At 53.9% G+C, this 14,052-nt stretch carries 15 protein-coding genes; 13 read left to right on the top strand and 2 right to left on the bottom strand.

Translation table 11 applies throughout. The features are described 5' to 3' along the window. The first annotated feature begins 13 nt into the window (after positions 1–13). The 11 genes from QKW35_RS00650 (at position 14) to QKW35_RS00600 (ending at position 10,173) form a co-directional block, all read left to right on the top strand. Entirely contained in the window at positions 14–826 is an 813-nt protein-coding gene (locus QKW35_RS00650; RefSeq protein ID WP_282350139.1) for a MinD/ParA family protein, read from the top strand. Between the two features lie 24 nt (positions 827–850). Next, positions 851–1,561 carry an RNA polymerase sigma factor FliA gene (locus QKW35_RS00645; RefSeq protein WP_282350138.1) on the top strand — a complete coding sequence of 237 codons (711 nt, stop codon included), beginning with the start codon at positions 851–853 and terminating at the stop codon, positions 1,559–1,561. A gap of 112 nt (positions 1,562–1,673) precedes the next feature. Then, complete coding sequence (gene cheY / locus QKW35_RS00640; RefSeq protein WP_345774472.1) at positions 1,674–2,048, top strand: chemotaxis response regulator CheY; 375 nt, start codon at positions 1,674–1,676, stop codon at positions 2,046–2,048. A 53-nt stretch (positions 2,049–2,101) separates the two neighbouring features. After that, a complete protein-coding gene (locus tag QKW35_RS00635; RefSeq protein WP_282350136.1) occupies positions 2,102–2,779 on the top strand; it encodes a protein phosphatase CheZ in 678 nt (225 codons plus the stop codon). A gap of 13 nt (positions 2,780–2,792) precedes the next feature. Next, a complete protein-coding gene (locus tag QKW35_RS00630; protein WP_282350135.1) occupies positions 2,793–4,928 on the top strand; it encodes a chemotaxis protein CheA in 2,136 nt (711 codons plus the stop codon). A 20-nt stretch (positions 4,929–4,948) separates the two neighbouring features. Then, positions 4,949–6,121: a protein-glutamate methylesterase/protein-glutamine glutaminase gene (locus QKW35_RS00625; protein WP_345774469.1), complete on the top strand. Its 1,173-nt coding sequence runs from the start codon at positions 4,949–4,951 to the stop codon at positions 6,119–6,121. Beyond that, a complete protein-coding gene (locus tag QKW35_RS00620) occupies positions 6,121–6,861 on the top strand; it encodes a flagellar motor protein (protein ID WP_282350134.1) in 741 nt (246 codons plus the stop codon). The genes QKW35_RS00625 and QKW35_RS00620 overlap by 1 nt, the downstream gene beginning before the upstream one ends. Before the next feature lie 3 nt (positions 6,862–6,864). Continuing rightward, the gene (gene motD / locus QKW35_RS00615) at positions 6,865–7,806 is read left to right on the top strand and encodes a flagellar motor protein MotD (RefSeq protein WP_282350133.1); all 942 of its coding nucleotides are present in this window, start codon (positions 6,865–6,867) and stop codon (positions 7,804–7,806) included. A gap of 6 nt (positions 7,807–7,812) precedes the next feature. Continuing rightward, entirely contained in the window at positions 7,813–8,601 is a 789-nt protein-coding gene (locus QKW35_RS00610; RefSeq protein WP_282350132.1) for a ParA family protein, read from the top strand. Next, positions 8,598–9,692 (top strand): chemotaxis protein CheW, encoded by a 1,095-nt coding sequence (locus tag QKW35_RS00605; protein ID WP_282350131.1) that lies wholly within the window; start codon positions 8,598–8,600, stop codon positions 9,690–9,692. Before QKW35_RS00610 ends, QKW35_RS00605 begins: the two co-directional genes overlap by 4 nt. A gap of 73 nt (positions 9,693–9,765) precedes the next feature. Continuing rightward, entirely contained in the window at positions 9,766–10,173 is a 408-nt protein-coding gene (locus QKW35_RS00600; protein ID WP_282350130.1) for a DUF2802 domain-containing protein, read from the top strand. Positions 10,174–10,209: 36 nt separating this feature from the next. On the opposite strand, the gene QKW35_RS00595 is transcribed toward QKW35_RS00600, so the two are convergent. Beyond that, a complete protein-coding gene (locus QKW35_RS00595; RefSeq protein WP_282350129.1) occupies positions 10,210–10,479 on the bottom strand; it encodes an EscU/YscU/HrcU family type III secretion system export apparatus switch protein in 270 nt (89 codons plus the stop codon). After that, positions 10,476–12,563 carry a flagellar hook-length control protein FliK gene (gene fliK, locus QKW35_RS00590; RefSeq protein ID WP_282350128.1) on the bottom strand — a complete coding sequence of 696 codons (2,088 nt, stop codon included), beginning with the start codon at positions 12,561–12,563 and terminating at the stop codon, positions 10,476–10,478. Before fliK ends, QKW35_RS00595 begins: the two co-directional genes overlap by 4 nt. A gap of 130 nt (positions 12,564–12,693) precedes the next feature. On the opposite strand from fliK, the gene ccmA reads away from it, so the two are divergent. Then, on the top strand, positions 12,694–13,335 hold the full coding sequence (gene ccmA / locus QKW35_RS00585; RefSeq protein ID WP_282350127.1) for a cytochrome c biogenesis heme-transporting ATPase CcmA: 642 nt from the start codon (positions 12,694–12,696) through the stop codon (positions 13,333–13,335). Beyond that, positions 13,332–14,051, top strand: a complete 720-nt coding sequence (gene ccmB / locus QKW35_RS00580; RefSeq protein ID WP_425607979.1) for a heme exporter protein CcmB — start codon at positions 13,332–13,334, stop codon at positions 14,049–14,051. The genes ccmA and ccmB overlap by 4 nt, the downstream gene beginning before the upstream one ends. Position 14,052 lies beyond the last annotated feature (1 nt).

The raw sequence follows: 14,052 nt of genomic DNA, 5'->3' as shown, positions 1-14,052 counted from the left end.
AGGATGATTGGATATGAGTGCTAGGCCTGTAAAAGTTATTGCTGTAACAGGGGGGAAAGGTGGCGTTGGTAAAACGAACGTTTCTGTGAACCTTGCGTTGGCACTCAGCAAGCTGGAGCGCCGCGTTGTTCTGATGGATGCGGACCTGGGTCTGGCTAATGTGGATGTCATGATGGGGCTCAGTCCCAAGATGAATATCGCGGATGTGTTGGCGGGAAATTGTGGATTGCGTGATGTTTTGATTCCGGTCAACGAATACTTTGGCATAGTGCCGGCATCATCCGGCACCCAGGAAATGACCACGCTGAGTGTGCATGAGCACGCCGAGCTGATTCATGCCTTTAGCGAATTTGCAGATGATATCGATGTGCTGGTGATTGATACGGCGGCAGGTATCTCTGAATCGGTGGTGAGCTTTGTACGTGCGGCTCAGGAAGTGCTGGTGGTGGTGTGCGATGAACCAACCTCCATCACGGATGCGTATGCGCTGATCAAGCTTTTGAATCGAGATTACCATACGACGCGCTTCCGTGTGCTGGCAAATATGGTAAGGTCAGAACAGGAAGGCCGGAATATGTTTTCCAAGCTGCAAACCGTCACCGATAGGTTTCTCGAGGTAACACTTCAATATGTGGGGGCAATACCTTATGATGAATCGGTGCGCAAAGCAGTACAGCGGCAAGCTGCTGTTTTAGAAGCATTTCCGAAGAGTAAGGCAGCTCTTGCGTATCGTCAGTTGGCTGCGAAAGTGGAAGCCTGGCCGGTGTTGAATACGCCGCGTGGCCATCTTGAGTTTTTTGTTGAGCGTCTGGTGCGCGGAAATTAGCCATTGAGTTAATTAAGGGGTGGCATGTATAACCAGCTTCAATTCACGTCAAGTGAAGAGTTGATACAGCAGTATGCACCACTGGTTAAACGCATTGCGCATCACCTCATGGCTCGACTTCCCTCTACTGTCGTACTGGATGATCTGATCCAGTCTGGCATGATCGGCTTGCTGGAAGCGGCCTCCAAATACGATCCCTCCAAAGGTGCAAGCTTCGAAACGTACGCGGGTATTCGCATCCGTGGTTCGATTATTGATGAAGTTCGACGTGGCGATTGGACCCCAAGATCCGTTCACCGAAACGGCAGGCGAGTGTCTGAAGCTATTCAACAGGTCGAAGCTCGAACCGGTCGTGATGCGTCCGATGCAGAAGTTGCTAAAGAAATGGGCGTATCGATCGATGAATATCATAGTTTGTTAAAAGATTCCGTGGATAGTCGCCTTTTCAGTCTGGACGAACTATTGAATCCGGACGACGAGTATCCGGGTGAGCAGGTTGTCGCTGCCGGAGAGGGACCGAATGCCCGGGTTGAAGAGCAGGCATTTGTTTCTGCCCTGGTAACAGAGATCGATAATTTGCCCGAAAGGGAAAAGCTTGTGCTTGCGCTTTATTATGATGAAGAGCTGAATCTCAAGGAGATAGGACAAGTACTGGGTGTTAGTGAATCTCGCGTAAGTCAGATTCACAGCCAGGCGGCACTGCGATTGCGGTCTCGTTTGGGTGAGTGGCGATAAAAAGCCGGGGCTACAATTTCTTGTTGACCAAGCACGTCTAAATTTGCAGTAATTGGCATTCGGCTCGAATGCGATGCAAGTATGTCATGGGAGAATGGTGTTGAAAAAAGACATCAAAATACTCGTTGTAGACGATTTTTCTACAATGAGGCGCATTATCAAAAACCTGTTGAAAGAGCTGGGTTTAACAAATGTTATTGAGGCTGACGACGGTGCCACTGCGCTTCCTATTCTGAAGCAGGGTGGGATCGAGTTCCTCATCACTGACTGGAATATGCCGAATATGAGCGGTATTGACCTGCTCAAGCATGTCCGCTCTGATCCTAACCTAAGCAGCATTCCTGTGTTGATGGTAACTGCAGAAGCTAAGCGAGAGCAGATTATCGCGGCAGCGCAGGCTGGCGTTAACGGGTATGTTGTTAAGCCATTTACGGCCGTAACGCTGAAAGAGAAAATCGACAAGATTTTCGAGCGTCTCGAAGGCTGATTTTACAAAGGTAGGTTATGGCCGGTGCAGAAAATCTCCACGGAATTGAACATTTGGAAAGCCTGCTGAAACAGAAGGCTGACAAACTGGTCGACGTGTTACAGCAGGGAGATATTCCCTCCGCACTGGACCAGATCCAGGACCTTTATGAGTTCCGCCATCAGATGTTCTATCAGGAAGTGGGTACCCTGACCCGCGGTCTCCACGAAGCCCTGAAAGCGTTTGGTAAAGATGTTCAGGATTCTATCCATACCGAAGGCGAACATCTGGACCTCACCGATGCGTCTGCAAGCCTTGACCATGTTGTCGGGCTAACAGAAAAGAATGCTCATCAGACCCTTGACCGGGTTGATCGTGCCCTCTCTATTCTTGTTGAGTTGGAAGAGGAAGGTCAGAGCGATAGCGCACTAAAAAACGTCGCGAACCTGCGCTTGGAATTGACCGAGATTATGGTGGCCCAGGAATATCAGGATGTCGCCGGTCAATTGATTCGTAAGGTTATGATGTTGCTCAGTAATGTCGAGATGCACCTGGTGCAACTGATGGATACGGCGGCAACGGTAGAGCGACTGGGTGGCGCATCCAAGGTGGCACAGACAAACTTGTCTGACGAACAGGCTAAAGAAAAAGCCATCGCCGCCGAAGGACCTCAGATCAGAGCTAAAGATTCCCCCGATGTTGTGACTGAACAGGACGATGTTGACGAGCTACTGTCCAGTCTCGGGTTTTAATTAGGAGCGCTTCATGAGTTTAGATGTTGATCAGGAAATTCTGGAAGACTTTCTTGTAGAAGCCGGAGAGATTCTTGAGCTGCTATCTGAACAGCTAGTGGATCTCGAGCAGCGTCCGGATGACCGTGACCTTCTTAATGCGATTTTTCGCGGTTTTCACACGGTTAAAGGCGGTGCAGGTTTTCTGCAGCTGGAGGCAATGGTTGAGTGTTGCCATAAGGCGGAAAACCTGTTTGACCAGCTGCGAAACGGCGAACTCGCTATCTCCCCTGAACTCATGGACGTGGTTCTTCAGGCACTGGATGCGGTTAACGTCATGTTCGAGGCTGTGCGAGAGGGCTTGACCCCTGAACCCGCTGATCCTGGGTTGATTAACCAGTTGATCGCGTATACCAGCGGCACAGCACCTGCACCAGCTGCAGCACCCGCATCCGCATCCGCACCAGTACCGGCTTCGCTAACGCCGCAACCGGCGCCTGTCGCAGCGGCAGCGGTAGCCGCTTCACCAGCGCCCGAAGCACAAGATGCTTCAGATGCCGAGTTTGAGCTGTTGCTGAATGCGTTGGATGAGTCCAATGCCGCCAGCGAAGCAGCTGCCCCAACTTCAGCTCCCGCTTCTGCTGGTGATGAGCTGATTACCGACGATGAATTTGAAGCGTTGCTGGACGAGCTGCAATCAAAAGGTGAAGGTGCTTTCTCACAGGCCAATGCCGCAACGCCTCCTGCACAACCTAACGCACCTGTTGCGAAAACGGACGATGGTCTGATTACCGACGATGAATTTGAGGCCCTGTTGGATGACTTGCAGGCGAAGGGTGAAGGTGCATTCTCGGCCAATTCTCCGGCGGAAGCCCCAACAACACCTGCCGCGGCCGTAGCGCCTCCCGTGGCAACAGTTGCAGCACCGCAGCCTGCGGCGACTCCTGCAGCCGCAGCTAAAGTGGCTGACAATAAACCAGCCCCTGCCGCTCAGCATAAGCCAGCGGCCGAGAGTAACGTGCGTGTTGATACCCGCTTGCTCGACAAGATCATGAATATGGTGGGTGAGCTGGTACTGGTGCGTAATCGTCTCGTGCGCCTGGGGGTATCTCAGGAAGACGAGGAGATGGGTAAAGCGCTGGCTACGCTGGACATGGTCACTGCAGATCTGCAGATGTCGGTGATGAAAACCCGCATGCAGCCGGTGAAAAAAGTATTTGGCCGCTTCCCTCGCCTGATTCGCGATCTCTCCCGCAGCCTCAAAAAAGAGGTGAATCTGGAGTTGCGTGGTGAGGAGACCGATCTGGATAAAAACCTGGTGGAGGCATTGGCCGATCCACTGATCCACTTGGTGCGCAACGCGGTCGACCATGGTATCGAGTCTCCCGAAGAGCGCGAGCGCCTGGGTAAACCGCGCGAAGGTAATGTATTGCTGTCGGCGGAACAGGAGGGTGATCACATCCTGCTGATCATTCAGGACGACGGTGCCGGTATGGACGCTGACAAGCTGCGTAACCTTGCGGTGCAGCGCGGTATGCTTGACCAGGAAGCGGCAAGCCGCCTGACCGAACAGGAATGTTACAACCTGATCTTCCAGGCCGGTTTCTCCACCAAAACCGAGATATCTGATGTATCCGGTCGTGGTGTGGGCATGGACGTCGTGAAAACCAAGATTACCCAGCTGAACGGTACGCTGAGCATTGACTCCGTTATCGGTCAGGGTAGCCGTATCGCAATTCAGGTGCCGCTGACACTGGCGATTATGCCAACCCTGATGGTTATTCTGGAAGGACAAGCCTTTGCGCTGCCGTTGGTGAATGTAAACGAGATCTTTAACCTGGATCTGACCAAGACCAATATCGTTGACGGACAGCAGGTGATTATAGTACGTGACCAGGCGTTGCCACTGTTCCACCTGAAACGTTGGTTGATTGGCGGTAAGCACGACGAGAGCCTGCCAGAGCAGGGGCATGTGGTTATCGTAACGGTGGGCACACAGCGTGTAGGTTTTGTCGTTGACCAACTGGTGGGTCAGGAAGAGGTGGTAATCAAGCCGTTGGGTACCATTCTGCATGGTACGCCGGGGCTGTCCGGTGCAACCATCACCGGCGATGGCCGCATTGCTCTGATCATTGATATTCCGAATCTGCTGAAGCGTTACGCGCGCTGATCATTGGTGGACTGAAGTGAATGTCTATGCCGGTTAAGGTGCTGATAGTTGACGATTCCAGCTTCTTTCGAAATCGAATCGCAGACCTGTTGGAGGGTGATGCCCGCATAAAAGTGGTGGGTACCGCCGCCAACGGCCGCGAGGCTATTGAGCAGGTCAAGCTGCAGCGCCCTGACGTTGTTACCATGGACGTTGAAATGCCGGAAATGAATGGCATTGATGCGCTGCGTACAATCATGCAGCAGTCACCGGTCCACGTCATTATGCTCTCGTCCCTCACCCATGAAGGGGCCCGTATTTCGATGCAGGCACTGGAGGCGGGTGCTGCCGATTGTATCCCTAAGGATCTGCGTCAATGGATGGGCAGCTCGTCTGATATTCAAAGTCAGCTCCGCGAACAAGTGGTTGCGCTGGGTAAAAGTCAGCGACCACGTACCTTTAACGGTTCCTCGTCTCTGGAGCGTAATCGTTCCCCCCTGCGTCGCACGGAACGCAAGGACGCACCTCTTGCAAGCGACCCCGGTGCGGCGCTGGCAGCATTGCGTCAGCGTGCTGAGGCCGCGAATACGGCGACCCGGCGGCCGGAAGTTTCACATCGGGTGAGTTCGGGGGCTAAGGTTCCCGACTGCAAGGTTGTGGTTATCGGTTCTTCGACCGGTGGACCCGCTGCACTGCAGAAGATCTTGACCCGTTTGCCGGCGGCGTTTCCATATCCGATTATGCTGGTCCAGCATATGCCTTCCACGTTCACTCCCGTGTTTGCAGAGCGCTTGAATCAACAGTGCAATATCAATGTGAAAGAGGCGGAAGACGGTGACCGTATGGTCGCGGGTACTGCCTATCTGGCGCCGGGCGGCAAGCAGTTGATTATTGATCCTAAGCAAAGCGATCGCCTGAAAGTGATGCCGGGCGATGAGCGTCTGACCTATAAGCCCAGCGTTGATGTTTCTTATGCCTCGGCGGCAAAAAGTTTCGGTGATAAAGTGTTGGCTGTGATTCTGACCGGCATGGGCAGTGACGGTACCGATGGGGCGCGCCTGCTCAAGCGTAGTGGTGCCACAGTGTGGGCACAGGATGAGAACAGTTCAACCATTTATGGCATGCCGAAATCGGTGATTGAAGCCAACCTGGCAGACTCGGTACTGGATCTGGATGAGATCGGTACGCTGCTGAGCAGGCGCGGGGAGCGTTAATGGATCCAATGACGATACTGGGGGTGCTGGTTGCACTCGGTGTAGTAGTGGGTGGTCACTATCTGGATGGTGGCCTGGTGCACCAGTTGGTGAACCTGCCTGCGGCCCTTATCGTATTTGGTGGTACGTTTGCAGCCGCTGCGGTGCAGTCTCCGAAAGAGGAGTTCGGGCGTGCTATTCGTTTGTTGGGCTGGGCTTTTGGTGGTCAGCGCTATGACTTCCGCGAGGGGATCAACGAACTCGTGGCCTGGTGCGGGATGGTTCGTCGTGACGGTATCCTTACCCTGGAGAAAGAGCTTGAACGTACGCGGGATCCGCTGGTGATGAACGGTCTGCAGATGCTGGTGGATGGCAAGAGTTCTGAAGCGATCCGTAATAGTCTGGGCACCGAGCTGGTGACACTGGAGCAAAACGACCTACGCGGTGCCAAGGTGATTGAAAGCATGGGTGGCTACGCGCCGACCTTAGGTATCATTGGTGCCGTACTGGGCTTGATCCACGTGATGGGAAACCTAAAAAGCCCGGACGAGTTGGGTTCCGGTATCGCCCTGGCGTTTGTGGCAACCGTTTACGGTGTGGGTATTGCTAACCTTCTGCTGATCCCGATCGCAAACAAAATCAAGGGGCTGATCCTGACCCGTTACAACTATCAGGAAATGATGCTGGAAGGAATGGCGTCGATTGCGCAGGGGCAAAACCCCCATGTGGTCCGCCAGCGCCTGCAGGGCTACCTGAGATAAGTTATGCCAAGACGTAATCCACCTGAAGATTATGTGCACAACGATCGGTGGGTGATCTCCTACGCCGACTTCATTACGCTGTTGTTCGCGTTCTTCGTGGTGATGTACTCCCTCTCCAGCGTTAATGAAGAGAAGTACAAAGAGCTCTCTAAAGCGCTGACCGGCGCGTTTGATGGGGCAGGGCTTGAAGCGGCGATTATCGGCTCCGGCCAGGGGGCGATTATCGGCATCGGAGAAGAGCCCGCGATGCCGGATACACCAAAAGAAGCTGCGCCAGACCTGGATGCGCCGGATGAGACGGAAAGCGATCAGCTTCGTACTATTCGTCAGCGACTTGAGCAGCGTATTCAACCGAATGTATCCGCCCAGGATCTGAAGCTTGTCAGCAACGAATTATGGTTATCGATTGAGCTGCGTTCAGGGATGTTGTTCCGTTCCGGTCAGGCTACGCCGACACCGGAAGCGGATGAGTTGTTGCAACGCTTGGCCGTGGTATTAAGGCCCTACGACAATCCGATCCATGTTGAAGGTTTTACCGATGACCAGTTGATCGAAACCGCACAGTTTCCATCGAACTGGGAGCTTTCGGCGGCGCGTGCGGCAGCCGTCGTCCGGGTTCTGACCTATTATGGCGTCGATCCGGCGCGTATGGCCGCTGTGGGTTATGGTGAACATCAACCGGCTTACAGCAACCGCACGGAAGAGGGGCGCCAGCTCAACCGCCGTGTGGTGATTGTGGTTTCGCGTGATGAAAAAGTCAGACGTACGCTGTCGGCGTTTGGCAGTCAGCAGGTGAGTAAAGATGCCGTGTCTACGGTGATTGCTACAGACCCGAGTGAACCAAAAAGTTCGCCGGTGATTGAGCAGGTTCAGACCGCCACAGGCGGCAAGCTGTTCCGGCAGGTAGTACCTGAACCGGATTCTGAATCGCAGGAAGATGAGTGAGTACATATGCAGGTATGGACCGTCGCAAACCAAAAGGGTGGCGTAGGTAAAACCACCACTGTTGTCAGTCTGGCCGGGCTCCTGGCGGAAGTAGGCTATCGGGTGCTGTTGGTTGATCTTGATCCACACGGCTCCCTGACCAGCTATTTTGGCTACGATCCCGACGAGCTGGAATTCAGCGTATTTGACCTGTTTGAAGGCAGCAACCCGATCAGTAATGGAACCGTGCAACGAATGTTGCTGGAAACATCCCATGAGCGTCTTGAGTTGATGCCGGCGTCGACGGCCTTGGCTACGCTGGAACGACGCGCCGTTGGTCAAGAAGGTATGGGGCTGCAGATCGCAAGAGCCCTGCTGACTGTGCGTGAAGAATATGATTATGTCATCATTGATACGCCGCCGATTTTGGGGGTGTTGATGGTGAATGCGCTGGCGGCCTGTCAGCATCTTCTGGTGCCAGTACAGACCGAATTCCTGGCGCTGAAAGGCTTGGAGCGGATGGTACGTACAATCGGTATGATTAACCAGGCCCGCAAGAACAAGCTGAACTACACCATTATTCCCACGTTTTACGATCGCCGGGCGCATGCGTCCGTCACTAGTTTACGTGAGCTGCACAATCGATACCCGGACCGCATTTCCAGCGCGATCGTGCCGGTTGATCCTGAGTTACGTAACGCAAGTATTAAGGGGCTTGTGCCTTCATCCGTAGATTCCAGCAGTCGTGGTGTGCATGCCTATGCCCGCATACTGCGCACTTTGGTAGAGTCTCAGAAACAGGAGGCGACTGTATGAGCAAAACGGAACAGGATAACGAATTCTACGCCCCAAAGACCGGCAATCAGCAGGTCGTCTTTGATTACCTCGAGTCACTGTTAGAAGACCCGGACACCTTGGCACATGACACCATGGAAGAGCTGAAAGCAATTGGTGCGCTGGAGCGCACTAAGCCTGCAGCTTTGCAAGAGTCTGTACTTGGTGCAACCGCGCCTCGAGAAGCTGTATCGGAAGCTCTAGTATTAGATGAGCCTGCTGTTGTAGAGGAAGGGTTTGCTCAAGCCGATGCATCTGGGATCGAGGATCTGGTAGAAGATGATGAGCCTGAGCTGGTTGTGGCCGATGATCAGGCAGAATCAGAGGTGTTTTCTGAAACAGAACTCTTTTTTGGGGAATCTGAGTTGCTTGCTGCACCTGAGGAGCTGATCAATGAAATGGAAGACGTTGCAACCTATTCTCATCAGGTCGGTTTTGAGCCGGAGCTACAGCTTGAACCGGTATCAGAAGAGCCGGACCTGTTCGCAGCACCGGCAGTGTCGCAATCTGTAATAGAAAACGAGCCACCTGCAGGCGCTGAGCCGACCCGGTCAGCGCCAGAAATAACCCCGGAGCCCACTCCAGACGTTGTGTTGTCGGCCGCTCCTGCCGCTGATAACTCATTCAAGCCCGCCCTGCATGTAGCTGATAATGTGCTTAATTGTATCCTCTTTCAGCTACAAGGGTTGACGTTGGCTATCCCTGTAGACGATGTGGAGGGCGCGGTTTCCATGGAACGCCTGACTTTACATCTCGATCTGGAGCATGAATGGGTATTGGGTTTCTTTAATGCGATGGGCAAAGAGACCAGTGTTGTTGATACCGGGCAATGGTTGTTGTCAGGCCGGTTTGATGCGGCTAAGGCTAACTACGAAGAGGTGCTGATCCTCAAGGGGCGCCGTTGGGCGTTGGCATGTGACACCTTGGTTAAGTCTATTCGGATGTCCCATAGCGATATTGTGTGGGCAGGTGAAAACAAATCACGCCCCTGGTTACTGGGCACGAATATGACAGAACGCTGTGCAATCCTTGATGTGGATAAGCTGCAGATGTTGCTGAACCAGCAAGCGTAATGTTTCGCAGGCTGTATAAAGCAGGAATGCTTTAGTATCCTTAAGCCTGTACCTCTCAGTTTCGGAGCTCGCCGTGGCGGATTTTTCCATCTGGACACCTATTTTTGCACTTCTCAGCTTGCTGGCATTGGTAAGCTGTTTTGTGCTGCTCAGACGGGTGCGCGAGCATGAACGTCGCCAACAGGCGCTGATTGGATTGCTACGTAACGAGATCCAGGCCATCACCAACTCATCCATAGGCATGGGGCGTCGTGTGATTGAGATTGAGCAAAAGCTTAACACGACTGCGGAAAAGCAACTGGAGCTTGAAAACCGTGATCCGGGCGCAATGGCCTTCAATCAGGCGGCACGGTTGATGGAGATGGGGGCTAACGTTGACGACCTGGTTGAAAGCTGTGGTATTGGTCGTCCTGAGGCGGAGCTGATGGCCCTGTTGCATCAGGAGCTTAAGGCCACCGAAGCGCTCAATCACCAAAAATAACCACCGGCGTAATCCGCGCTTTAATTCAGTGTGCGCTCAGTTCTGGCTCTTCAGGCTGTACGCAAACGCAATCACTTCTGCAATCGCCCTGTACAGGATTTCTGGGATTTCATCCCCCACATGCAGGCGAACCAGCACCTCCACAAGTTCCGGGCTCTCGTGGATATGAACACCACTTTCCTCGGCAAGGGCGATGATCTGCTCCGCAATCAGTCCCTGGCCTTTGGCTGCCACGGTAGGAGCGGACTGTTCGCCCAGCTTGTATTTTAATGCGACGGCCTGTTGGCGCTTTTCGATATCAGTCATGTGTGGATATCCACCAAATGTTTCTGGATCAGATCACCTTCTCGGTTGGGTGAGTGACCGTGGTAACAGTTGAGCTCAGGTTCGGCAAATCCCTTCTGTTGAAGGAGCTGGCCGAAATCCTGTAGCTGTTTCTGGATATGTCTTTGTGTCGTCTTCTCGTCACACCAGAACTGCACCTGGATTTGTTCGTCACCGGTGAGTTTTATCTCGGCATCGACGGCGCCAAATTCCTCCAGATCAAAGTGAAGTCGTGCCCGCCAGAGAGTGGCAAGTTCGTAATCACTTTGCCCACCGCGCTCCTGGCTAATGCGCAGTTCTAAATTATCGGTGCGGTTGTTACCGATGATTGGGATGTCGAGCTGAATGACACGTTCAAAGCTGCCATCGGGGGCTTCTTTCCACTGTTGCAGCGAGGAGACCTGGTTATGGGTAATTCTCGACTGCATATTCTGAATCAGTTGCTCAATCCGTTGCCTTTGTTCAACGGGCAGATCTGTGCTCGCTTGCTGCAATTGCCGTAACAGACTTTTGAGGTCGTTTTTCTCCGGCACTTTACCGGATGCCAGATTGAACTCGGTCTGCATGCCGCCGGATTGAACGTTGCGTTGCAGTGCTTGTGGTGCTTCGGGTGTGCCCGGACGTACACCAAACAGCTGCAGCATGGAACGCACCAAGCCGGATACCTCGGGTTTAGCGGTTTGGGTTTGTGCGGCTGAATTCTGTAACTGTGCCAGTACTTCGCCCACCGGTTGCTGGTTGGGAAGGGCGTTGCGCAGGGCGTCCTGGATCGCACTCTGTTCCCGTTGCACGCTATCGATATTGGGTGTTTGTGGCTGAATGCGGGCTGATATTTGGCCCTCTGCATCCCGAGAGATCAGCAACTGAGTATTGGGTTGCAGAGCCGTGCTGGCCTGTAGCGATGTGGATTGACCGCTTGTCAGCCGTATATCGATGTTGAAAGCGGGGCTGGTTGTTCCTTGTGGTTGCGTTGGCGTGGGTGGTGCTGCCTGAACCACAGGTGTCGGTTTACTTGCTGTTGCGTTCCCCGTGGCTTGGTTGCTGGGTGCTGCTGGCATTGCGGGTGCTGGCGCGTTGGTGCCTGAGGCTGCTTGTGGCGGTGCAGTGGTGGGCGGCAATGATGTTCCTTGAGGGGAGGGGACCGCCTGGCTAGATGTCTGCGTCGTCACCGGAGTGGACGGTATTGTGGCTGTTTGAGAGAGAGTTGCTGGTGACTGGGCTGGGGGCGCAGTTCCGGTCCGAGTCGTCGCAGCAGATGGCTGACTTGGTACAGTGCCCGTCTGCGGTGTTGGTGTTTGAGCTGTGGGGCTAGTTTGTCTAGCCGTGGTGCCTGCATTGCCTGTCTCTGATGGTGGCGCAGGGGGGGCAGGTTGTGCCGGTTGCTGTGCGACCACTTTGGTGACAGTTGCAGAAGCCGGTGGCTGTGGCGCTACGGGCACTGATGCAGGCTGTTGTGCTGGGGCCGGTGTGCTCGAGTTTGCACCTTGGAACGCCATACTTCCGGGGATCGGTCGGGAATAGGTTGCTCCACTTGGGGCGGTTGGATTTGCGCTGCCGCTGTTTATCGGAGCAGGTGTAAGTGGTGTGCTTTTAATCACCGTGCCTTCTATGGTTGTGCCTTTGTTGATCGGGATCAGTTCCGAGCTGGCTTTGAGGCTGATAACCTGCGCCGCGACCTTCGCTTGTGCCGGTATCTGTGTTTGAGGCTGAGTCTGGATCTGGCTCGGAGCTTGTTGGGGCGCGGGCGTTTGTAACAAAGGGTTGCCAGGTGTGGGGGTAACAGTGGAAGCCGCTGGCGCTTGTTGCAGCAGGATCTTGCCGTCGCTGGTGAGGCTGATTTTCAGCAAACTGCCGCTTTGCAGCGGCTGCTGGGTGAGCAGTTGTACCGTCTTTCCGTTGACCTCCAGTGTGATGCGTGCACTGCCGTTACCGCCGGGTTCGGCAGTGGACCTGAGTACCCTGGCATCCTGGGGGGTATCCTGGTTTAACACCTGACTGAGCGTGCGCTGGGTTTCCGGCGGACTCTCACGTAGGGCTAAAGACAGGGTGGAAATTTGCGGAAACAATACTTTTCTCCATAGTGACGGCTGCTGCACAGGTCGTGAATTCGTATATAATGAGCCGCTGAATTATTGTGTCGGCCATGCCGCTTTAAAGTATAGAAATAAGCCGGGGTTTCGGCTTGGGGTGGGTGTTTTGTCCGAGCCGCTGTTAACGGTAGAACGGCTTTTCTGTGAACGGGACGACCGTATTCTCTTTGATAACCTGTCTTTCGATGTGAAACAAGGTGAAGTTGTTCAGATCGAAGGTCAGAACGGAAGTGGTAAAACCACGTTGCTGCGTATTTTGAGTGGATTGTCCCGCAACTTTGAAGGGGGTATCTACTGGAAAGGTGAACCCATTTCCGATGTCGCGGAAGATTTTCGACTCTCGCTGCTGTACTTCGGTCACCAGCCGGGTGTTAAAGCGATTCTTACCCCCGAAGAAAACCTTAACTGGTATGCCGCAATGCATCCTTCTTCCATCGATCAGTCGCGTATCTATGATGCGTTGGAGCAGGTGGGACTGAAAGGCTATGAAGATGTGCCTTGTCATATGCTATCGGCGGGCCAAAATCGCCGTGTCAGCCTCGCGCGCCTGTACCTGAGTGATGCACAGTTGTGGATTCTGGATGAACCCTTTACGGCGATCGACAAACGCGGTGTGGCAGAAAAAGAAGCTCTTATTGCTCGCCACGCTGAAAATGGCGGAAGTGTGATTCTGACAACCCATCATGAGCTGAATATGGGCGATCGGGTGCGTCGAATCAATCTTGATAAACTGGCCGGAACTTCATGAGCGAAATGCTGACTAAAGAGCCGGTGCGAACCGGGGAGCAGTCTATTGGCGGGTTATTCCTGGCTGTTTTGAAGCGAGATCTGCTGTTGTCCTATCGTCGCCGCAGTGACCTGGTCAACCCTCTGATCTTTTTCCTGATGGTAGCCACACTTTTTCCGCTGGGGGTGAGCCCCGAGCCGGATTTCCTGGCGCAGGTGGCGCCAGGTGTAGTATGGGTGGCTGCTTTGCTGGCTACCCTGCTATCGATGGACAGTGTCTTCCGGTCTGACTACGAAGACGGCACGCTTGAACAGACTTTGTTGAGCCCGCAGCCCCTGTTTGTGGTGGTGTTGGGTAAGATTACGGCGCATTGGATGCTGACCGGCTTACCATTGGCGGTACTGGCTCCTTTGCTAGGGGTAATGCTCTTCCTGCCGGAAGGTGGGATGGGCGGACTGATGCTCAGTTTGCTGCTAGGGACACCGACGTTGAGCTTGGTTGGAGCCATTGGCGCGGCACTGACGGTGGGATTGCGTAAGGGGGGGGTGTTGATCTCCCTGCTGGTATTACCTCTCTATATTCCCGTGCTGATCTTCGGTACCAGTGCGGTGCAGGCCGCAGTGACTGGCTTACCGCTGGATGGCTACATTGCCCTGTTGGGTGCAATGCTGGCACTGGGTATTGGGCTAGCGCCGTTGGCTGTGGGTGCAGCTTTAAGAATTTCCGTGAGCGGATAAG

Source organism: Pontibacterium granulatum (assembly GCF_029961155.1).
GTDB lineage: Bacteria > Pseudomonadota > Gammaproteobacteria > Pseudomonadales > Balneatricaceae > Pontibacterium > Pontibacterium granulatum.
This window is presented reverse-complemented; position numbering and strand designations above follow the sequence as displayed.